The sequence below is a fragment of the Nocardia coffeae genome (assembly GCF_019890715.1).
GTDB lineage: Bacteria > Actinomycetota > Actinomycetes > Mycobacteriales > Mycobacteriaceae > Nocardia > Nocardia jiangxiensis.
In genome coordinates this window covers 165,334-186,442 of record NZ_JAINZY010000004.1, presented here as the reverse complement: position 1 = coordinate 186,442, position 21,109 = coordinate 165,334, and the positions used below count along the sequence as shown (strand labels likewise).

Sequence of the window (21,109 nt, the reverse complement as noted above, 5' to 3'; positions counted from 1 at the left end):
TCCGTACGCTGAGAGCGATGTGCCGCCGAACGTTCCGATGAACCGCCACACGCGATATCGTCCCGATCGTGCCCGATCGGTCGAGCCCCAGGTTTGCCGGTGCGGGCAGCTGGAACAATGCGAAGGAGGCGGGTGTGGCCGATACCCGGCAGACGCCGACCGATACCCGACGGGCCGAGATGTTCGTTGCCCCCGAACACGATCCGCGCACCCGCCTCCACACCACCGGTGACGAACGCAGCGTCCTGACCGAGATACTGGGCGGTCAGCGCGCCACGCTGGAACTGAAGTGCGCGGGTCTGGGCAGCGAACTGGCCCGTCGGTCGGTCGCGCCGTCCACCCTGTCCTTACTGGGACTGGTACGGCATCTGGCCGATATCGAGCGGCACTGGTTCCGCCGGGTGCTCGCCGGTGAGAAGGCCCCGCCGCTGTTCACCTCCGCGGAACGCCCCGATGACGATTTCGACGGGGCGAACACCGATCCCGGATCGATCACCGCCGCCTGGGGCGCGTGGCGGGCCGAGGTCGCCTTCGCCGACCGCTTCACCACAGCCGCATCCGATCTGGGACTGACCGGCGAGGACCCCGGGCTCGGCAAGGTGTCGCTGCGCTGGGTGCTGGCGCACATGATCGAGGAGTACGCGCGCCACAACGGCCATGCCGATCTGCTGCGCGAGCGAATCGATGGTGCGGTGGGCCTGTAGTGGCGCCGGACGTCGCGGTGACGCCCGGCGTCGGAGTTCAGGAGTTGTTGCCGCCCAGGCTGAATCGCACGCCGCCCGGATCGATCACGGCGGCCATCCGCCCGTACGGGGAGTTCTCGGGTTCGCGTTCCACCGAACCGCCCAGGGACACCAGGGTTTTCACCGACGCGTCGACATCCTCGACGCCGAAGTAGACCCGCCAGCCACCCGGGGACCCGTCTGGCAGGAAGGCCGCGGAGTCCATCACGCCGCCCAGCATCGGGCTGGTCGAATGGATTGTGGTGTAACGGAATTCCGGGATGTCGGAGACGGTGAACGGGTCCTGCCAGCCGAATACCTCGCGGTAGAACTTCAGCGCCTGGTCGTAGGCGGGAGTGTGCAGTTCGAACCAGGACGGGTTGCCCACGTGCTCGCTCCACCGACCGCCGCTGACCTCACCGAGCGCACCGAATCCCGGATGCCCGCCCGGCTGCCACACGCCGATCCCGGCGCCGCTGGGGTCACCGAGAACGGCCATCGTGCCGAGTTCGCCGACCTGCATCGGGGGTACCACCACCCGACCGCCGTTGGCGGTCGCGGCCGCGGTGGTCGCCTCGGCGTCGGTGCTGGCCAGATAGATCGTCCACTGATCCGGCCCGCCGGAGGAGCCGTCGTTGCGCATACCGCCCGCGACGGGTTCGCCGTCTTTGCTGAAGGTGATGTATCCGCCGTATTCGGGCCCGGCCTGTTCGGCGGTCCAGCCGAGTAGTTCGCCGTAGAAGGCGATGGAACGCTCCGGATCGGAGGTGAACAGCTCGACCCAGCAGGGATCTCCGGGTTTGAAGGTGTAGGTCATGGTGGCTCCTGGGAAGACGTTGGGGACTTCGCATTGTTGAGACGGCACCGCGACAACATTTTCATCGGCCGCGCGTCGCACCGGCCGGCCACATATCGGGCAGAGTTCACTGTAGGCGGAAATCCTCTCCTTGACCTGAAGTTCGCTTCAGGTTTCACGATGGGGTCATGTCCGAAACATCCACAGCCCTCATCACCGGCGCATCGGCTGGACTCGGCCGCGCGACGGCCTTGGCCCTGGCCGAACGCGGCTGGGATCTGATCATCACCGCCCGCCGGGCCGAACCACTGGAGCAGGTGCGCCGGGCGACCGGCGCGACGGCCGTGCCGGGCGATGTGGCCGACCCGGCGCATCGCGCCCGGCTGGCCGCGGTACTCGCCGAGCGCGATCGGCTCGATCTGGCGCTCAACAATGCCAGTGCTCTGGGCCCGAGCCCGCTGCCGCACCTCGCGGATCTTCCACTCGACGCATTCGGCGCGGTGCTCCAGACCAATGTCGTCGCACCGCTGGCGGTCCTGCAACTGGCACTGCCGACACTGCGCGCCTGCGACGGCGCGGTGATCGATATCAGTTCCGACGCCGCGGTCGTGCCGTACGAGGGCTGGGGTGGTTACGGCGCGTCCAAGGCGGCCCTGGACCAGCTGACCGCCGTCTTCGCCGCCGAGAACCCGCGACTGCGCGTCTACAGCTTCGATCCCGGCGATATGCGCAGCGCCATGCACCAGGCCGCATTTCCGGGTGAGGACATCTCCGATCGCCCCGAACCGCAGACCGTCGTCCCGGCGCTGCTGCGGCTGATCGACACCCGGCCGCCCAGCGGCCGATACACCGCCGCGGAACTGTCCGTCGCGCACTGACCCCATCTACCACTCGGGACCGGGCCACACCCGCCGATTCCGGCCGAACATCGGAGGCAGCCATGACAGCCGTCCCACGCGAATTCGTCCTTCCCGCCGACCGCGCGGCGACCGCTCCCGCGGAGGCACGCGGACTCGCCCGCGACGAGGTCCGCCTGCTGGTGTCCGGCAGCACGGGCATCACCCATGCCAGGTTCCGGGAACTGCCGCAGTTCCTGCGACCGGGAGACCTTGTCGTGGTGAACAATTCGTCGACACTGGCCGCGGCGGTCGACGCACGGTATCGGGGCGTCCCCGCAGTCCTGCATTTCGCCGCGCGACTGGATCACGGCGGCTGGGCGGTCGAACTCCGCACCCCCGAGGGCACTCCGTTCACCGCAGCCGAGCCGGAATCCGGTGCCCACGTGGAACTTCCAGGCGCCTCGGCAACCCTGCGCGCCCCCTGGCTACCGCCCGCCCGACGCCTCTGGATCGCCGAGGTCGACACCGAGGTCACCGATCTGCTGGCCCGCCACGGTCGCCCGATCACCTATTCCTATGTGACGCAACGATGGTCGCCGGAGTTCTACCGCACGGTGTTCGGCCGTGAACCAGGCAGCGCCGAGATGCCCAGCGCCGCAAGACCATTCACCGACACCCTGGTCACCGACCTGGTGACGGCCGGAATCACGCTGGCGCCGATCACCCTGCACACCGGCGTCTCCTCCCCCGAAACCGGCGAACCGCCGAGCCCGGAACGTTACCGCGTCTCCGAAACCACTGCCCGCCTGGTGAATTCGGCCCACGCCACGGGCGGTCGTGTGATCGCAGTCGGCACGACCGTCACCCGCGCCCTGGAGTCCGCTGCCACCCCCTCCGGCCTGGTCCGCCCGGCCGCCGGATGGACGGATCTGATTCTCGGCGCGGACCGCCCCGCCCGTACGGTCGACGCCCTCATCACCGGATGGCACGAACCCGGCGCCTCCCACCTCCAGCTCCTCGAGGCGGTCGCCGGATCGGAACGCGTCGACACCGCATACCGCACAGCACTCGAAACCGGCTACCTCTGGCACGAATTCGGCGACACCGCCCTGCTGTTCGCCGATCGCTGAGCCGTATTCGCACTCGTCCGCACTACCGATCCAGATCGAGGAGTTCGGGACGCCTGCCGGTCCCAGCGCGCAGTGACCGCACGAGCGAATTCGGTCTTACTCCGCCGCTTCGAGTTTCGGCACCAGACGCTCGAGCATGCCCTCGAGCAGTCCTTCCTCCTCCGGCGTCAGCTCGGCGAGCGCCCGATAGGCCCGCACCTGCGAACCGCGGATCTGCGCGGCCAGGGCGCGGCCCTGGTCGGTGGCGGCCAGATATTTCACCCGGCGGTCGGCGGGGTTCACCGTGCGCAGGACCAGACCGCGGGACTCCATGCGGTCCGCGACGCCGGTCAGATTGGACGGGTCGCAGGCCAGGCGTCCGGCCAGTTCGCGCATGGGCAGTTCGGCGGGGGGTTCGTTGAGTGCCAGCAGGAGTTTGGCCTGGGTGAGGGTCAGGCCGTGTTCCTCTGCGGCGGTCAGGAAGTCCTGCAGGTAGGCCGAGACGAACCGTCCGATCAGTAACGCAAGGGGACTCGGTTCTGTGGCCTGACTCATAGCGGCGATCCTACCGGCGCGATTGACAACGAATATATTTGAAGCCTTAAATACTTGAGGACTTCAAACATATCTGTTCTCAAGTTTATGGAGGTGTCACATGACGCGGAGCAGTTCGCTGCTGACCGGCGTCCTCGCATTCGCCGCGATGATCGTCACCGTCATGCAGACCCAGGCGGTACCGATCCTGGGTCTGATCGCGACGAGACTGCACGTCTCCACGACGTCGGTGAGCTGGGTGACCACCGCGACCCTGCTGTCCGCTGCCGTGTTCACCCCGCTGCTGGGCCGGATCGGCGATCTGTACGGCCGCAAGCCCACGCTGCTGGGCACGCTGGTGATCGCGGTGATCGGCTCGGTGGTGTCCGCGACCGCCGGCTCACTGGGTGTCCTGCTGGCCGGGCGCACGCTGCAGGGCGTGGCGACGGCGATCTTCCCGCTGGCGCTGTCGGTGCTGCGCGACGAGATCCCGGCCGAACGGCTGAACGGCGCGATGGCCATCGTCAGCGGCACCCTCGCCTTCGGCGGCGGCATCGGACTGGTCACCACCGGTCTGCTCACCCAGGGCAGTGATCCCGGCTACCACGTGGTCTTCTGGTTCACCGCCGGGCTGGCGGTGGTCGCACTGGCCCTGGCGGCGATCGTCGTGCCCGCGACGGGCACCCGCCATCCCGGCAGCGTCGACCTACCCGGTGCGATCACCCTCGGCGGCGCACTGATCCTGCTGCTCCTGCCGATCTCCCAAGGCCACGAATGGGGATGGACCTCGGCCGCGACGCTGGGCTGCTTCGGCGGCGCGATCGTCATGGCCGCGCTGTGGGTGCTGATCGAACGTCGCTCGGCCGCACCGCTGGTGGACCTGGAGATGTTCACCCACCGGCCGGTGCTGTTCACCAACCTGTCCGGCGTCTTCATCGGATTCGCGATGTTCCTGCTGTTCATGGGGGTGTCGTATCTGGCGCAGATGCCCGCGCGGATCGCCGGATACGGCTTCACCGCCTCGATCCTGCGCGCCTCGGTGGAATATCTACTGCCCAGCACGATCGCCTCGATGCTCGCCGCTCCACTGGGCGGACTGCTGGTCGGGCGCATCGGCGGGCGGTACGTGCTGGCCCTGTCCGGCATCGTCGGCACGGCCGGATTCGCCTGGATGGCCCTGGCGCACGAGACGACCGGCACCGTGATCACCGCCAGTGTGGTGGTCGGCATCGCGATCAGCTTCGCCTACGCCGCCATGCCCGCCCTGATCGCCGCGAGCGTGCCGCATCGGCACAACGGCGTGGCCAACGGGATCAACTCCATCTCCCGCACCGTCGGCAGTGCGCTGGGCAGCGCCGTCATCACCACGCTGCTGACCGCGAAGCTGCTCCCGCATCTGCCGCTGCCGCAGGAAGGCCAGTTCACGGTCGCATTCTGGGTGGGCGCGGGAGCCTGTGCGGCGACCATCGCCGCGGCCCTGCTCGGGTTACGCCCGCAAACCCGCTCGGCCACAACCGAACCCGCCGCATCACAGCTGGTGAGCGCGGTCGGCTGAGCGCGACGCCGCAGAGCATCGGCCGTGGTGTCAGTGAGCTGGACGCGGTCTCAGTTCCGGTTGATAGCATGCCCGACCGTGACCCAGACGCTCAGTCGACACCCGGCCGATGATCGGCCGCTGGACCAACCCGCCCCCCGACGTGGGGGCGGTCGACTGTGGCGGATCCTCGCAATCGTGACCGGCATCCTCGGCGCGCTGCTGGCCGTGGCGGTGCCACTGCTGCCGGTGCATCAGGAGCAGTCCTCGCTGTCCTGGCCGCAGGCGGGCCGCGCAAGCAGCGTCACCGCGCCACTGGTGTCCTACTCCCCGACCAGCGTGCACGCCGACATCCCGTGCAGCGCCGCCACGGCGCTGGGACCGCGCGGCGGCACCCTGCTGGCCACGGTCCCGGCGGCGTCCGGATCGTCCTGGCACTACGGCCTGAACGTCCTGGTCGCCGCCGCACCCACCGGCGACCGATTGCAGGTGGTGCTGCGCGATCAGACGCTGATCGATACTCCGGTGCGCGACCTGCCGCGCGGCTGCACCATCACGATCTCCTCCGACAGCACCGCCACCACGGTCCAGGCGGGCGGCGCGCCCGTCACGCTGGCCGGTGAGCACCGCCCGCAACTGGTCGGCCTGTTCACCGATCTGACCGGCGCCGCACCGTCGGGTATGCACGCCGACGTGGTGATCGACTCGCGATTCACCACCTCCCCGACCGTGCTGAAACTGATCGCGATCATCGGCGCGATCATCGCCACCGCCGTGGCCCTGTACTCGCTGCACCGGCTGGACGGCCTGGACGGCCGCGGCAACCGTCGCGTACTGCCGCGTCGCTGGTGGCGGCCGCGGCTGGTCGACTTCGCCGTACTGGGCACGCTGATCCTGTGGTACTTCATCGGCGTCGGCACCGCGGACGACGGCTACATCTTCGGGATGGCCCGCACCGCCGGGCCCGCCCGATATCTGGCGAACTACTTCGCCTACTTCGGCGTCCCCGAGACGCCGATCGGCATCCCGTACGACAACCTGTTCGAACTGCTCGCCCGCGTGTCCACCGCGAGCATCGTGGTCCGACTGCCCGAGCTCATCTTCGGCATCGCGTGCTGGTTCCTGATCAGCCGCGAGGTGGTGCCGCGCCTGGGCGTCGGCGCACGCACCGAACGCTCGGCGATCTGGGCCGGTGGGCTGGTCCTGCTGGCGTTCTGGCTGCCCTACAACAACGGTCTGCGGCCCGAGCCGGCGATCGCGCTGGCCGTCCTGCTGACCTGGGTGTCGATGGAACGCGCACTGGCCACCCGGCGCCTGGCCCCGGCCGCGGTCGCGCTGATCCCCGCGGCGCTGGCCGTGGTCACCAACCCGTCCGGTCTGATCTGCTTCGCCGCCCTGCTGGCCGGGGCGCGCCCGCTGGTGCAGATCATCGTGCAACGCGCCCGCACCTCGGGTTATGTGGCGTTGATCGCACCCGCGCTGGCCGCGGGTCTGGTCGTGCTGACCATCGTGTTCGCCGGGCAGCCGCTGTCCGAGGTCTCGGCGATGCAGCAGGCGCACAAGGTCGTCGGGCCCGATATGCCTTGGTACACCGACTATCTCGTCTATCAGGATCTGCTCCAGCCGACCCCGGACGGCTCGCTCGCGCGGCGGTTCGCGATGCTGGTGATGTTCCTGGCCCTGGCCGCCGCGGTGATCACGCTGCTGTACAAGCGGGGCCGGATTCCCGGACTCGCCGCCGGACCCACCCGGCGCATCCTGGGCACCACGGTCGCCGCGGTGCCGCTGATGATGTTCTCCCCCACCAAGTTCACCCATCACCTCGGCGTTTTCGCCGGACTGGGCGGCGCGGTCGCAGTGGTCGCCGCGGTCGCGGTCGGATCGCGGTCGCTACGATCCGCGCGCAACCGCACCCTGTTCGCCGCGGCCGTATTCGCCATGCTGGGACTGTCCTTCGCCAGCTCCAACGGCTGGTGGTACGTCGCGAGTTACCGAATCTCGTGGTGGGACAAGCCGATCTCGGTGCACGGAATCAAGGCGGGCACGGTGCTGCTGGCGATCTCGCTGCTGCTGATCGCCGTGGCGGGCTGGTTCCACATCCGCGAACCGTTCCGCGCCGAACGACGCGCACCGCGACGCCCGATCCCGATCCTGACGATCGCGACGGCGCTGGTCGTGCTGTTCGAGGTGCTCTCGTTCGTCAAGGCGGCCGTCGCGCAGTATCCGGCGTACTCGCTCGCCACCTCGAACTTCCGGGCACTGACCGGCAATACGTGCGGTATGGCCAACGACGTTCTGGTCGAGCCGGACGCCAATGCCGGTGTGCTGCAACCACTGTCGGGTCGCCCCGGAGCCGCGCTGGGTGCCGGGACCAACGACGGATTCACCCCCGACGGCCTGAACCTCGCCGACCTGACCCCCGACGGTTCGGCCGCCGCGGCCGCCTCGGTCGGCCAGTCCCTGGGCAGTGCGGGCACCACGACCAAGACCGGCAAGGACAGCACCGGGACCGGGGGCGAGGCCGCGAAGCCGGGGATCAACGGCAGCACCATCCCGCTGCCGTTCGGCCTGAGTCCCGCGACGACGCCCATGCTCGGCAGTTACGGCAGCCCCGGCGCAGAGAAGTCGCTGACCTCGGGCTGGTACCGCCTGCCCGCGCCGGACTCCTCGGGCAGCCGCGGCCAGATCGTCTCGATCGCCGCCGCCGGGCGCGTCGCCTCCACCGATATCGACAACCTGCCCGTCGCCGGGCAGAACGTCCAGCTCGAATACGGCGTCGCCGGTTCGGGCGGAGTGCAGTCGCTGGGCCGGGTCACCCCGGACGACGTGAGCGTGCTGCAACCGTCCTGGCGTAACCTGCGAGTTCCGTTGCAGCAGTTGCCTTCCCAGGCCGACGTCGTGCGCGTGGTCGCCTCGGTGAACAGCTCGGACCCGCTGCAGTGGGTCGCGGTGACACCGCCGCGCGTGCCGCATCTGCAGACCCTCGACTCGCTCGTCGGGCACACCGATCCGGTGATGCTGGACTGGCTGGTCGGCCTGCAGTTCCCGTGCCAGCAGCCGTTCCGGCACCGGGAGGGTGTCGCGGAGATCCCGCAGTACCGCATCACCCCGGACTTCGCGGCCGCGATCATGACCACCAACTGGCAGAGCCACGCCTCGGGCGGTCCGCTGGGCTACGTCCAGCTGCTCACTCGTCCGGAGGTCATGTCCTCGTATCTGAAGGACGACTGGAAGCGCAACTGGGGCGAGATCGAACGCCTCGTCCCGCTGGATCCGAAGGCGACCCCCGCACAGCTGGACACGGTCACCGAACAGCGGTCCGCCCGGTGGAAACCGGGTCCGCTGAACTTCGACATCCGATAGACACCCGATAGACGAAGCAGTGCGGGCGGTTCCCCCGGAGGGGAACCGCCCGCACTCGTCTTCGAGCCTTCAGCGCCCGGCGGGCACGATCCGCGCGTTCACGAAGCGTCCGCCGCGCGCCTGGAAACCATTGCCGCTCAACCGAAAACGGCGCAGTTGTTGCCCATGTGCGCACCGTTGGCGACGCGAACGTCGACGTACGGCGTCGGCGCGCCGGCCGGTGTCGCGGCCTGCACGGCGGTGATGTGGTGCCAGCCGACCGTCGCCGGAGTCCAGGGTGCGACGACCGTGCCGCCCGAGGGCCGGAACCAGCCGATCGAGCCGTTGTTGTCGAAGACCTGGACCGGCTGCACGGGGTCGGAGACCGTCACCTGCACCGCGGACTGGCAGCCCACCGCGTAGTTGGTGCCCAGACCGTAGTTCATACCCGGTTCCGCACCGACCTGTGTGGCGGTCGCACCGGCGGGCGCGGTGAGCAGCGCGACCGGGGTGAGCAGCAGCGCCGCCACCCCCAGGCCCGCCGCAGCGGGACGTGCGAGGCGCCGGCGAATCCGCGCGGTCCTGAGTCCTTTGTCCATCCTGTTCCGATCCTTGCTGTCCGGTTCCGAGGCAGTTGCCCCGGCGGTCGCATCGATACTTGCCTCCCGAGGGCCGCCGTGGGGGCGATTCGCGGCATCCGCGGCAAGTGTGTCGTCACCGGACACCGCACGATCGTGCCGATTCGTGAACGATCCCAAACATCGTCCGCGACCACCGTGACACCGCGCGTAGGCTCGGCATTCGGCCTGCGATCGCCGATCGGCGCATGGGCCGTTTGTCCTAGTCGTTCGGTCAGGAGGACGATGGAATGATGCATCGCCGCGCGCCATCTCACGACATCGACGAATCCAAGGTCGCCCTCACCCCACCGAAACAGCAGGCGGCCGGCGTCACGGCCGTGGCGATCGCACTCGAGCGGGCCGTCGAGGAGATGGGCGTGCTGCGCACCGCGCGCACCCTGACCAGGGTGAATCAGCGGCACGGCTTCGACTGTCCCGGCTGTGCCTGGCCGGAGCCGAGCGATCATCGCCGCCCCGCGGAGTTCTGTGAGAACGGGGCCAAGGCGGTCGCCGAGGAGGCGACACTGCGCACGGTCGATCCGGAGTTCTTCGCGCGGCATTCGATCGCGGACCTGTCCGGCAAGTCCGGCTACTGGCTCGGGCAGCAGGGCCGGCTCACTCGTCCGATGGTGCTGCGCCCCGGCGAGGACCACTACAGCCCCATCGCGTGGGACGAGGCGTATCGGCTGATCGCCGAGGAGCTGCGCGCCCTGGACTCCCCCGACGAGGCCCTGTTCTACACCTCCGGCCGCACCGCCAACGAGACCGCCTTCCTGTATCAGCTGCTGGTGCGCAGCTACGGCACCAACAACCTGCCGGACTGCTCGAACATGTGCCACGAATCCTCGGGCACCGCGCTGAGCGCCTCGATCGGCATCGGCAAGGGTTCGGTGACGATCGACGACTTCTCCGCTGCCGAGGTGATCGTGGTGGCCGGGCAGAATCCGGGCACCAATCATCCGCGCATGCTCTCGGCGCTGCAGAAGGCCAAGGAGCACGGAGCCCGCGTGATCGCGATCAATCCGCTGCCCGAGACGGGTCTGCTGGGCTTCCGCGATCCGCAGACCCTGCGCGGCCTGACCACCGGGATCGATATCGCCGACGACTTCCTGCAGATCCGCCTCGGCGGGGATATGGCCCTGTTCCAGGGTCTGGGCAGGCTGCTGTTCGAGGCCGAGGACCGCGCACCCGGCACGGTCGTGGACCGCGCCTTCGTCGACGCGCACACCGCGGGTTTCGCCGAATACGAGAAGCAGATGCGCGCGGTGGATCTCGCCACGGTCCTCGAGGCGACCGGCCTGACCGGCGAGGATCTCGATCGCACCGCCGAACTGCTGGCCACCTCGAAGTCCACGATCTTCTGCTGGGCGATGGGCCTGACCCAGCAGCGACACGGGGTGGCCACCATCGAGGAGGCCACGAATCTGCTGCTGATGTGCGGCATGATCGGCAAGCCGGGTGCGGGCGTGTGCCCGGTGCGCGGACACTCCAACGTGCAGGGCGACCGCACGATGGGCATCTGGGAGAAGATGCCCGAAACCTTCCTTGCCGCACTGGATTCCGAGTTCGGCATCACCAGCCCGCGCACACACGGCTACGACACCGTCGATGCCATCCGCGCGCTGCACGAGGGCCGCGCGAAGGTCTTCTTCGGTATGGGCGGCAATTTCGTTTCGGCCACCCCCGACACCGCGGTCACCGAGGCCGGACTTCGGCAGTGCGCGCTGACCGTGCAGGTCTCCACCAAACTCAATCGCAGCCACGTCGTGCACGGACGCACCGCGCTGATCCTGCCCACCCTGGGCCGCACCGATCTGGACCTTTCGCCCGGCGGGGTGAAACAGCAGGTGTCCGTGGAGGATTCGATGTCGATGGTGCATCTGTCGACCGGCCGCCTCACACCGGTGAGCCCGGAGCTGCGCAGCGAGGTGGCCATCGTCTGCGAACTCGCGCAGGAGCTGCTCGGTCCCGAACATCCCGTGCCGTGGGCGAAATTCCGCGAAGACTACGACGCGATCCGCGACTCGATCTCCCGGGTGGTTCCGGGCTGCGCGGACTACAACGCGAAAGTCCGCGGCCGCAACGGTTTCCAGCTGCCGCATCCCCCGCGCGACGCCCGCGAGTTCCGAACCGCTACGGGCAAGGCGAATTTCGCGGTCAACGAGTTGCAGTGGCTGCCGGTGCCCGAGGGCAGGCTGATCCTGCAGACCCTGCGCAGCCACGACCAGTACAACACCACCATCTACGGCCTGGACGACCGTTATCGCGGCATCCACAACGGCCGCCGGGTGGTCCTGGTCAACGCCGAGGACATCGCCGAATTCGGTTTCGCCGAGGGCGATCTGGTGGATCTGATCTCGGAGTGGACCGACGGCGTGGAACGCAGGGTCACCGGTTTCCGCCTGGTCGCCTACTCCACTCCGCGCGGTAACGCGGCCGCCTACTACCCCGAGACCAACCCGCTGGTCCCGCTGAACCACGTGGCCGAACGCTCCAACACTCCGGTCTCCAAGGCCGTCACCATCCGGCTCGAACCGCACGTTCACACCGCGTGAGCAGCTACACCACATGACCGCGCCACGGGACCCGGAACCGATGACACGGGGCGAGAAAAGGAACGAGGCACAACCATGAGCAGGGTGACTGCCCGTCGCAAGACGCTGCGAATCACCGCCCACGGCCAGGTGCACCGCCCGGACACCCTGGCCGTGGAGGAACCGCTCGAACTGCGCGTCGACGGCGAGTCACTGACGGTGACCATGCGCACCCCGGGCAACGATATCGACCTCGCGCACGGATTCCTGTTGAGCGAGAACATCATCGGCTCGGCACAGGACGTCGTCTCGGCTCGATACTGCGCCGGTGCGGACCGCTGCGCGCCCGGCGCGAGCAATATGCGCAACCATCTCGGCTTCCCGGAGTCACCGCCGGACAGCACCGCCGGGCAGAACACCTACAACATCCTCGATATCGAACTACGCACGCCCACACCGATTTCCACCCGCAACGTGCTGACCACCAGCGCCTGTGGCCTGTGCGGCAGAACCACCCTCGACGAGGTCCGCACCCGCAGCCGCTACGCTCTGCCCGCGAACGGCCCGACCGTGGACACCGCGACCCTGGCCACCCTGCCGGACGAATTGCGGGACCGCCAGAAGGTTTTCGCCTCCACCGGCGGCCTGCACGCGGCAGGTCTGTTCACCGCCGACGGCGAGGCGGTGGCCGTGCGCGAGGACGTCGGCCGCCACAACGCGGTGGACAAGGTGATCGGCTGGGCCATGCGGGAGAATCGGATCCCCGCGCACGATCTGGTGCTGATCGTGAGCGGCCGCGCCTCGTTCGAACTCGTGCAGAAAGCCGTGATGGCCGGTATCCCGATGCTCGGCGCGGTGTCCGCACCCAGTTCCCTGGCGGTGGATCTGGCCCTGGAGACCGGGCTGACGCTGGTCGGCTTCCTGCGCGGAGAGACCATGAACGTCTACTCCGGACCCGAACGCCTCACCGCCCTCCCACTCACCGCACACGTCGACTGATCCGGGTCACCGCGACTGTTACGCTGCGAAACTGGAACACGTTTCAATCCACTGGGAGCAGTCATGGGTACGCAGCAGAGTCGCGCGACGGTCGAACGGTACATCGAGCTGGTGGGCGGCGGTACGGCCGCACAGATCCTCGAGCTCTACGCTCCCGAGGCGGTCGTGGAGGATCCGATCGGCAGCGAACCGCGTCGCGGACTCGAGGCCATCCGCGAGTTGTACGCGGTCCTGGAACCCTTGCAGCGCAAGGCCGAACCCACCACGATCCGCGTCTCGGGCAACCACGCCGCGGTCGCGTTCACCATGGTCTCCGAGGGACACGGACATCGGATGACCATCTCCCCGATCGACATCATGGAATTCGACGACGAGGGCCGCATCCTGAGCATGCGCGCCTACTGGAGCCAGGACGACCTGCAGGTCGACCCCATCTGACGCCACGCCACGCCGCCCGCCACGCCAACGCTCTTGTCCGCGGCATTCGCCCGAATTACCGTGACTGTGCAACGCGAGTGCGGCGAGGCGGGAGGATCGGATGCGGATCTCGTTCGAGCGTGCAGGGGACAACCTGCGGGTGCGAATGCGACTGGACGTCAACCGGCGACGCTGGCTGATCACCCGAATCACCTTGTGGATCCTGGCGATCGTGGGCATCCTGGTCGGGCTCTGGGGTGTTCTGGCACCCGGGCCGTTCTATCGGAGTATGCCCGGCCTCGGCCTGAACTGGGTCGCGATGGACGGCCCGTACAACCACCACCTCGTCGCGGACACGGGCGCATTCTTCCTCGCACTCGGCGCGATGACCGCCGCCGCGCTGTTCTACGGCGACAGCCTGCTGGCGCGGGTGGCCGGTGGCGGCTGGGTGGTGTTCGGGGTGCCGCACGCGATCTACCACCTCACCCACCGCCCGGACGGAATGTCCACGGGCAACTACGTTCTCGAAATCCTCGCCGCGCTCCTGCCGCCGTTGCTCGGCCTGGTCGCGGCGCTGGCCGCACCCCGCGAACGCACCCAACTCCGCGATCCGGCGCCGATGAATTTCCGGCTGCCGAGCCGTCGTAACAGATGAGCGGATCGGCGGTAACGAGCCTGGTACCACCGACGATTTCCTCAATAACGGACGAAGGTTCAACGGCGAACCAGGGAGGTCAACGACGACCTCCGGCAACGGGCACGAGCGGACATTCCGATCGTCACCGGTCCGTGGCGGGTGCGCCACAACGCACTCGCCGTGAACTCAAGGGGGCGTGGGACCGTCGTCCCGTCCGACGATCTCTTCGCGCGACACAGTCGAGAGGACGATCAGGGAATTCAGCAGACCCCGCCGATCGGCGGAACTGAGTCTGCTCAACAATTTTTCTTCCTTGGCCTGGATATCGGCCTGCGCGGCATCGCGCACCGCTCGCCCGTGCGCGGTCAACGCCAGAACCCGCGCCCGCCGGTCCGCCGGGTCCGGCCGACGCTCGATCAAGCCGCGCTGCTGCAGGTCGTCCAGGACCGGGATGATCCGCGTCTTGTCGGCGCCGATCTCCTGAGCCAGTACGCCCTGCCCACGGGCGGGTCCGCGATCGAGCCCGAGTAATACGGCATACGCCCACATCGTCAGCCCGTGCTTGTCGAGTACGGGCAGTTCCGCCGCCATCAGCGTGCGCGCCAGCGGCGCGATCATCGCCGCCAGATCGGGGCGCCCGCTGCGCGGCACATCGGATGTCGGCGGCTCGGGTGACCGCGCAGAGCCCTGTGAAGCGCCGCCGTCGAACTCGGTCATGTCAGCAGACTTTACGTGCTCTCAATTAGTAAGCATGGACATACGATACGCGCGCGCTTACTATCTGAATCATGACCACTCCCGATATCCGCGATCTGAATCGCCGCGCCGTCGACTACTCCGTCGAGATCGTCGGGCATCTGACCCCCGACCACCTCGAACGCCCCACCCCCTGTGCCGCCTGGACCGTGGCGGATCTACTGGCACACATGACCGTTCAGCATCGAGGCTTCGCCGCCGCCGCACGCGGCAACGGTGCGGACCTCGACGTCTGGAAGGTGCAACCACTCGCCGACGATCCGGTGCGCGACTACGCCGACGCCGCCGCGGAGGTGACCGCCGCCTACGACCGGCCCGACATCCTGGATCGGCTGTTCGATCTCCCCGAATTCGGACCCGGCGTCCAGGCGCCCGGCAGTATGGCCCTGCGCGCCCACTTCATCGACTACGTCGTGCACGGCTGGGATATCGCCCGCGCCCTGGATCTGCCCTATCGGCTCGCCGACGATTTCGTCGAACCCGCACTCGAGATCACCCTCATGGTGCCCACCGGCGAGGCCCGTACCACCGCACAGTCGGCCTTCGCCCCGGAGCTGACCGTCGCGTCGGAGGCCGAGCCGCTCGACCGCATCCTCGCCTACCTGGGCCGCAACCCGTCCTGGCCGAACTGACCCCGTACCGCTCGGGCACACCGGGTCGGCGACAGTGCGCCGAAACGAAACGGGCCCCGGGAGATTCACTCTCCCGGGGCCCGTTCGGACGGGTAAGCGGAAAACTCAGGCCGACTTCTCGCGACGCTCGGTCCGCTGGGACTGCTTGCGCGGGACGATGGTCGGCAGCACGTTGTCGTTGACGGTGTCGGCGTTCACGACCACCTTGGCGACGTCGTCGCGGCTGGGGATGTCGTACATCACCGGCAGCAGCACTTCTTCCATGATGGCGCGCAGACCGCGAGCGCCGGTGCCGCGTAGAATCGCCTGATCGGCGATGGCCTCGAGCGCGTCCTGGGTGAACTCCAGGTCGACGCCGTCCATGTCGAACAGCCGCACGTACTGCTTGACCAGTGCGTTCTTCGGCTCGGACAGGATCTTGACCAGCGAATCCTTGTCCAGGTTCGTCACCGAGGCCACGACGGGCAGACGACCGATGAACTCCGGGATCAGACCGAACTTGATCAGATCCTCGGGCATCACGTCGGCGAAGTGATCGGTGGTGTCGATCTCGGCCTTCGAACGAACCTCCGCGCCGAATCCGATGCCGCGCTTGCCGACCCGGTCCTGCACGATCTTCTCCAGGCCCGCGAACGCACCCGCCACGATGAACAGCACGTTCGTGGTGTCGATCTGGATGAACTCCTGATGCGGATGCTTGCGCCCGCCCTGCGGCGGCACGCTGGCCTGGGTGCCCTCCAGGATCTTCAGCAGCGCCTGCTGCACACCCTCACCGGAGACGTCGCGGGTGATCGACGGGTTCTCGGACTTGCGGGCGATCTTGTCGACCTCGTCGATGTAGATGATGCCGGTCTCGGCGCGCTTGACGTCGTAATCGGCGGCCTGGATCAGCTTGAGCAGGATGTTCTCCACATCCTCGCCGACGTAACCGGCCTCGGTCAGCGCCGTGGCGTCGGCGATGGCGAACGGCACGTTCAGCATCTTGGCCAGCGTCTGGGCCAGATAGGTCTTACCGCAGCCGGTCGGACCCAGCATGAGGATGTTCGACTTGGTCAGTTCCACCGGCTCACCGCGGCCGTCGCGACTCTTGTCGCCGGCCTGGATGCGCTTGTAGTGGTTGTAGACCGCGACCGCCAGAGTGCGCTTGGCGGTGTCCTGGCCGATCACATAGTTCTCCAGGAAGTCCCGGATCTCGGCAGGTTTGGGCAGTTCATCGAGTTTGACCTCGCTGGATTCAGCGAGTTCCTCCTCGATGATCTCGTTGCACAGGTCGATGCACTCGTCACAGATGTACACCCCCGGTCCCGCAATGAGCTTCTTGACCTGCTTCTGACTCTTTCCGCAGAACGAGCATTTGAGCAAGTCGCCGCCATCACCGATGCGCGCCATCTCGTGGGTCCCTACTTCCTTGTCCGCGTGCAACCGTCTGTTCCGGTCGCCGACAAGCCGCCTCCAAACAACGCTACCCGCAACACCCTGTGCGGTGTCGGCCGCCGGACGATACTCCCGGGCACCGACTTGTGAGTTTGTGCGGTCCTTGCCGACAACCACGAGCAAAGGTCCCTGGAAAGACCGTACCTGCTGGGCCCGATGGAGGGCGACAACTTGGCATGTTTCTCACGACGCCGTGTCCGGATCGTCCGAACCCGATGCCGTGGCCGGCGCGTCCCAGTGCCCGACAGCCTACGGCCACCGGGACGCCGCCGCCGCACTACTCACTTCTTCTGGGCGCTCAGCTTGCGGTAGTCGAAGACCTGATCGACGATCCCGTACTCCTTGGCCTCGTCCGCGGTGAGGATCTTGTCGCGGTCGGTGTCCTTGCGGACCTCCTCGGCCGTCTTACCCGTGTGACGGGCCAGGATGGCCTCCATCTGAGACCGGATGCGCTCGATCTCCGCCGCCGCGATCTGCAGGTCCGAGACCTGGCCCTGGATGCCGCCGGTGCGCGGCTGGTGGATCAGCACGCGGGCGTTGGGCAGGCAGGCGCGCTTGCCCTCGGTTCCGGCAGCCAGCAGCACCGCCGCCGCCGAGGCCGCCTCGCCGAGGCAGACCGTGGCCACATCGGCGCGCACGTACTGCATCGTGTCGTAGATGGCCATCAGCGCGGTCACGTCACCGCCGGGCGAGTTGATGTACATGGTGATGTCGCGGTCGGGGTCGAGCGACTCCAGCACCAGCAGCTGCGCCATGACATCGTTCGCGACGGTGTCGTCGATCGGCATGCCGAGGAAGATGATTCGCTCCTCGAACAGCTTGTTGTAAGGGTTCGACTCCTTGACGCCGAAGCTCGAGTGCTCCACGAACGACGGCAGGATGTAGCGCGACTGCGCGCCCTGTGACGCCTTGCCGCCGAGGCCCGCACGCGGGTCGAAAAGATTGGCCATCTTCGTCTCCAAAGTCCTTGTGGGTGTGCTTATTCGCTGCGGCCGTTGCCGGCCTGAGCCTCGCGACTGATCACGCGGTCGATGAATCCGTAGTCCAGGGCCTCCGCGGCGGTGAACCAGCGGTCGCGGTCGGCGTCGGCCTCGATCTGCTCGACCGTCTTGCCGGTGTGCTCGGACTGCAGGCGGTTCATCTCTTCTTTGTTCTTCGCGTACAGATCGGCCTGGATGGCGATGTCCGCCGCCGTGCCGCCGATACCGGCCGAGGGCTGGTGCATCATGATCCGGGCGTGCGGCAGGGCCAGACGCTTGCCCTTGGCACCGGCGGTCAGCAGGAACTGGCCCATCGAGGCCGCCAGGCCCATACCGATGGTCATGATGTCGCATTCCACGAACTGCATGGTGTCGTAGATGGCCATACCGGCCGAGACCGAACCGCCGGGCGAGTTGATGTAGAGCGAGATGTCGCGCGTCGGATCCTCGGCCGACAGCAGCAGCATCTGGGCGCACAACTTGTTGGCGATGTCATCGTTGACGTCGGTGCCCAGGAAGATGATTCGTTCCCGCAGCAGGCGCTCGTAGACCGAATCACTCAGGTTGAGCCCAGAAGTTGGGGATGTCATTAACGGATACCTGCCCTCTCTCACCGGCTCGCTGCTTGCAAGCACGCAGTCTCTATCCAACGTGCGATCTCCCGGGGGCACCCGGTCCTGAACCACCGGACCGCCCGTCGAATCGACCGCAAATCTGATTCGCTGACACAAACCCTAACGAAGCAGGGCGGCACCGAACTCCCGGTACCGCCCTGTTATCGCTTACAGCGCAACTTCGCTAGCGCTCAGTCGCGCTGTAAGCGAGTCGCGCAGTGCTCGATGGCGCACTCGCAAGCTCGCGCGTGGCACACCTTCGCTGCTAATTTCCCTGCTCACTCGGCGGTCGCGGCAGCCGTCTCCGCGGCCTGCTCGTCCTGCCCCTCGTCCTCGGAATCGGCAGGGCCACCGAACATTTCGTCGGTGTCGACGGTGTTGCCCGCGGTGTCGGTGACCGTGGTCTGGCCGACCACACCGGCCAGGGCCTTGCCGCGGCGCACGTCGGCGAAGATCGCGCCGAGCTGACCGGCCTGCTGCACCTGCTGGATGAACTGCTCCGGCGACAGGCCGTAGCGCTGCGCCTGGAACAGGATCCGCTCGGTCAGCTCGTCCTGGCCGACCTGAGTGTCCTCGGCGTCGGCGACCGCGTCCAGCAGCAGCTGGGTCTTGACCGACTTCTCCGCGGACTCCTTGGTGTCCTTGTCGAACTCCTCGCGGGAGGAGCCCTGCGCCTCGAGCGCCTCGGCGAACTTGGCCTCGTCGTGATCGAAGCCGTGCACGGCGTCGTGCAGGACCGCATCGATCTCGGCCTGCACCGCGCCCTCGGGCAGCGGCACCTCGGTCTGCTCCAGCAGGCTCTCGAGCACCTTGTCGCGGATGACGCCGGCCTGCTCGACCTTCTTGACCCGCTCGACGCGGGTGCGCAGGTCGTCCTTCAGCTCGTCGATGGTGTCGAATTCGCTGGCCAGCTGGGCGAATTCGTCATCGGCCTCGGGCAGCTCGCGCTCCTTGACCGAGTTCACCTTGACGGTGATGACCGCTTCCTTACCGGCGTGCTCACCGGCGACCAGGGTGGAGGTGAACTCCTTGGACTCCTCGGCGTTCATACCGGTCAGGGTCTCGTCCAGACCCTCGATCAGCTGACCCGAGCCGACCTCGTGCGACAGGCCGGTGGTGGAGGCCTCGGGGACCTCTTCGCCGTCGACGGTGGCCGACAGGTCGATGGAGACGAAGTCGCCGTCCTGCACCGCGCGCTCGGCGGCGGTCAGGGTGCCGAAACGCTGACGCAGCGACTGCAGCTGCTCCTCGATGTCCGCGTCCTCGATCGCGATCGGGTCGACCGTGACCGCGATGCCGGAGAAGTCGGGCAGGGTGATCTCCGGGCGGACGTCCACCTCGGCGGTGAAGGCCAGCTCCTGGCCGTCCTCGATCTTGGTGATCTCGATCTCCGGCTGGCCGATGACCTTGACCTCACTGGTGGTCACGGCCTCGCTGTAACGGGCCGGGAGCGCATCGTTGACGACCTGTTCGAGGACCGCGCCGCGACCCAGCCGGGCCTCGAGCAGCTTGGCCGGGGCCTTACCCGGACGGAAACCCGGAATACGCACCTGACCGGCCAACGCCTTGTAGGCCCGATCGAAGTCCGGCTTCAGCTCCTCGAAGGGCACCTCGACGTTGATGCGGACCCGGGTCGGGCTCAGCTGCTCGACGGTGCTCTTCACGGACATGCTCCTTGTTCGTTGTTCACTGGATAAAGTTCAAGTCTTCGTCCCCCCGGACGCATCCCGAACAGCCTAGTCGACCCCGGTCCCCGCGCAGAAACCGGCCAGGATGCCGACCGATCAACTGATCTCGGATGGACATGGGTAACTCCCGGGGTACGCCCGAAGCCCGAGCGCCCTCCCAACCGTCGGCCCGGCACGAAAGTCTCGTTGCGCCCGACGGCACGCTGAAATCGCGGGGAGGCGGGCTAGCCGACTTTTACCGCGTCGGTGACGAAGACCAGGGTTTCGTTGGGCTTGATGCCGTTGCCGCCCTCGCCGTAGCCGAGGTTGGGCGGGATGATCAGCAGGCGGCGGCCGCCCTGTTGGATGCCGACCAGGCCCTGATCCCAGCCGGGGATGACCTGACCCGCGCCGAGTTGCAGCGGGAAGGGCTCGTGCCGGTCGAAGGAGCTGTCCAGCTTCTTCTTGTCCGACCAGGTGATCAGGGTGTAGTTCATGCTCACCTGATCGCCCGTCTTGGCGGCCGGTCCGGTTCCGGTGATCAGATCCTTGGTCACCAGGTGGGTGGGCGGATCGCAATCGTCGGGAATGGTGATCGTCGGAGCCTGACCGAAACCGCCAGTGGTCTTGACGTCGTCGGCGGTGCATTCACGCCCGTGGCTCGCCGGTGCGGCGGACTGCGCATGCGGGGCCGTCGAGGCCGCGGCGCTGGTCGAGCTCGCCGAGGACGACGAGGTGCTGCTGCTACTGCACGCGGTGAGCGCGACCGCAGCCGCCGTGACCGCCGTCGCACCGAGAATTCTGGCCAGTGTGTGCATGCGCCGCACCCTAATCCACCGTGCTGTCGCGCACTGCGCCCGGTAGCGTGAGAGCCGAATCCGAAGCGGTTACGTCTCGCGTCATCCCGAGCCCAGCACAACCTTTCGTTCGAGAGGGGATTCTG

Annotated in this window: 19 protein-coding genes; 10 read left to right on the top strand and 9 right to left on the bottom strand. The window is 67.7% G+C overall.

Going from position 1 to position 21,109, the window contains the following annotated elements:
* Positions 1 to 68: 68 nt before the first annotated feature.
* The gene (locus tag K7711_RS17685) at positions 69 to 704 is read left to right on the top strand and encodes a DinB family protein (protein WP_308014803.1); all 636 of its coding nucleotides are present in this window, start codon (positions 69 to 71) and stop codon (positions 702 to 704) included.
* 37 nt (positions 705 to 741) lie between these two features.
* On the opposite strand, the gene K7711_RS17680 is transcribed toward K7711_RS17685, so the two are convergent.
* A complete protein-coding gene (locus K7711_RS17680) occupies positions 742 to 1,539 on the bottom strand; it encodes a VOC family protein (RefSeq protein ID WP_222970527.1) in 798 nt (265 codons plus the stop codon).
* A 167-nt stretch (positions 1,540 to 1,706) separates the two neighbouring features.
* Between K7711_RS17680 and K7711_RS17675 the strand changes: the two genes are divergently transcribed.
* Together K7711_RS17675 and K7711_RS17670 are read left to right on the top strand one after the other, a co-directional pair.
* Positions 1,707 to 2,396: an SDR family NAD(P)-dependent oxidoreductase gene (locus tag K7711_RS17675; RefSeq protein WP_222970526.1), complete on the top strand. Its 690-nt coding sequence runs from the start codon at positions 1,707 to 1,709 to the stop codon at positions 2,394 to 2,396.
* Between the two features lie 62 nt (positions 2,397 to 2,458).
* Positions 2,459 to 3,487 (top strand): S-adenosylmethionine:tRNA ribosyltransferase-isomerase, encoded by a 1,029-nt coding sequence (locus K7711_RS17670; protein WP_222970525.1) that lies wholly within the window; start codon positions 2,459 to 2,461, stop codon positions 3,485 to 3,487.
* 96 nt (positions 3,488 to 3,583) lie between these two features.
* Here K7711_RS17670 and K7711_RS17665 read toward each other — a convergent pair whose 3' ends face one another.
* Positions 3,584 to 4,021: a MarR family winged helix-turn-helix transcriptional regulator gene (locus K7711_RS17665; RefSeq protein ID WP_222970524.1), complete on the bottom strand. Its 438-nt coding sequence runs from the start codon at positions 4,019 to 4,021 to the stop codon at positions 3,584 to 3,586.
* Between the two features lie 100 nt (positions 4,022 to 4,121).
* Here K7711_RS17665 and K7711_RS17660 point away from each other — a divergent pair, with 100 nt between their 5' ends.
* Together K7711_RS17660 and K7711_RS17655 are read left to right on the top strand one after the other, a co-directional pair.
* Positions 4,122 to 5,555 (top strand): MFS transporter, encoded by a 1,434-nt coding sequence (locus tag K7711_RS17660; RefSeq protein WP_222970523.1) that lies wholly within the window; start codon positions 4,122 to 4,124, stop codon positions 5,553 to 5,555.
* 78 nt (positions 5,556 to 5,633) lie between these two features.
* Positions 5,634 to 8,897: an arabinosyltransferase domain-containing protein gene (locus K7711_RS17655; RefSeq protein WP_372460151.1), complete on the top strand. Its 3,264-nt coding sequence runs from the start codon at positions 5,634 to 5,636 to the stop codon at positions 8,895 to 8,897.
* A 137-nt stretch (positions 8,898 to 9,034) separates the two neighbouring features.
* On the opposite strand, the gene K7711_RS17650 is transcribed toward K7711_RS17655, so the two are convergent.
* Positions 9,035 to 9,475: a hypothetical protein gene (locus K7711_RS17650; RefSeq protein WP_222970522.1), complete on the bottom strand. Its 441-nt coding sequence runs from the start codon at positions 9,473 to 9,475 to the stop codon at positions 9,035 to 9,037.
* 272 nt (positions 9,476 to 9,747) lie between these two features.
* Between K7711_RS17650 and K7711_RS17645 the strand changes: the two genes are divergently transcribed.
* The 4 genes from K7711_RS17645 (at position 9,748) to K7711_RS17630 (ending at position 14,101) form a co-directional block, all read left to right on the top strand.
* A complete protein-coding gene (locus tag K7711_RS17645) occupies positions 9,748 to 12,051 on the top strand; it encodes an FdhF/YdeP family oxidoreductase (protein ID WP_222970875.1) in 2,304 nt (767 codons plus the stop codon).
* 75 nt (positions 12,052 to 12,126) lie between these two features.
* Positions 12,127 to 13,029 carry a formate dehydrogenase accessory sulfurtransferase FdhD gene (gene fdhD / locus K7711_RS17640; protein WP_222970521.1) on the top strand — a complete coding sequence of 301 codons (903 nt, stop codon included), beginning with the start codon at positions 12,127 to 12,129 and terminating at the stop codon, positions 13,027 to 13,029.
* A 63-nt stretch (positions 13,030 to 13,092) separates the two neighbouring features.
* On the top strand, positions 13,093 to 13,467 hold the full coding sequence (locus K7711_RS17635; RefSeq protein ID WP_222970520.1) for a nuclear transport factor 2 family protein: 375 nt from the start codon (positions 13,093 to 13,095) through the stop codon (positions 13,465 to 13,467).
* Positions 13,468 to 13,567: 100 nt separating this feature from the next.
* Complete coding sequence (locus K7711_RS17630) at positions 13,568 to 14,101, top strand: hypothetical protein (protein WP_222970519.1); 534 nt, start codon at positions 13,568 to 13,570, stop codon at positions 14,099 to 14,101.
* 168 nt (positions 14,102 to 14,269) lie between these two features.
* Here K7711_RS17630 and K7711_RS17625 read toward each other — a convergent pair whose 3' ends face one another.
* Positions 14,270 to 14,701: a MarR family winged helix-turn-helix transcriptional regulator gene (locus K7711_RS17625; protein WP_235747416.1), complete on the bottom strand. Its 432-nt coding sequence runs from the start codon at positions 14,699 to 14,701 to the stop codon at positions 14,270 to 14,272.
* Positions 14,702 to 14,871: 170 nt separating this feature from the next.
* Between K7711_RS17625 and K7711_RS17620 the strand changes: the two genes are divergently transcribed.
* Entirely contained in the window at positions 14,872 to 15,471 is a 600-nt protein-coding gene (locus K7711_RS17620) for a TIGR03086 family metal-binding protein (RefSeq protein ID WP_222970517.1), read from the top strand.
* Between the two features lie 105 nt (positions 15,472 to 15,576).
* On the opposite strand, the gene clpX is transcribed toward K7711_RS17620, so the two are convergent.
* The 5 genes from clpX to K7711_RS17595 form a co-directional block, all read right to left on the bottom strand.
* The gene (gene clpX, locus K7711_RS17615) at positions 15,577 to 16,860 is read right to left on the bottom strand and encodes an ATP-dependent Clp protease ATP-binding subunit ClpX (protein ID WP_040820252.1); all 1,284 of its coding nucleotides are present in this window, start codon (positions 16,858 to 16,860) and stop codon (positions 15,577 to 15,579) included.
* A 326-nt stretch (positions 16,861 to 17,186) separates the two neighbouring features.
* A complete protein-coding gene (locus tag K7711_RS17610) occupies positions 17,187 to 17,855 on the bottom strand; it encodes an ATP-dependent Clp protease proteolytic subunit (RefSeq protein WP_222970516.1) in 669 nt (222 codons plus the stop codon).
* Positions 17,856 to 17,884: 29 nt separating this feature from the next.
* Positions 17,885 to 18,475, bottom strand: coding sequence for an ATP-dependent Clp protease proteolytic subunit (locus K7711_RS17605; RefSeq protein WP_222970515.1), 591 nt, complete (start codon positions 18,473 to 18,475; stop codon positions 17,885 to 17,887).
* 302 nt (positions 18,476 to 18,777) lie between these two features.
* Positions 18,778 to 20,163, bottom strand: a complete 1,386-nt coding sequence (gene tig, locus K7711_RS17600; protein ID WP_372460150.1) for a trigger factor — start codon at positions 20,161 to 20,163, stop codon at positions 18,778 to 18,780.
* A 248-nt stretch (positions 20,164 to 20,411) separates the two neighbouring features.
* Positions 20,412 to 20,984 (bottom strand): FKBP-type peptidyl-prolyl cis-trans isomerase, encoded by a 573-nt coding sequence (locus K7711_RS17595; protein ID WP_222970513.1) that lies wholly within the window; start codon positions 20,982 to 20,984, stop codon positions 20,412 to 20,414.
* Between the last annotated feature and the right edge of the window lie 125 nt (positions 20,985 to 21,109).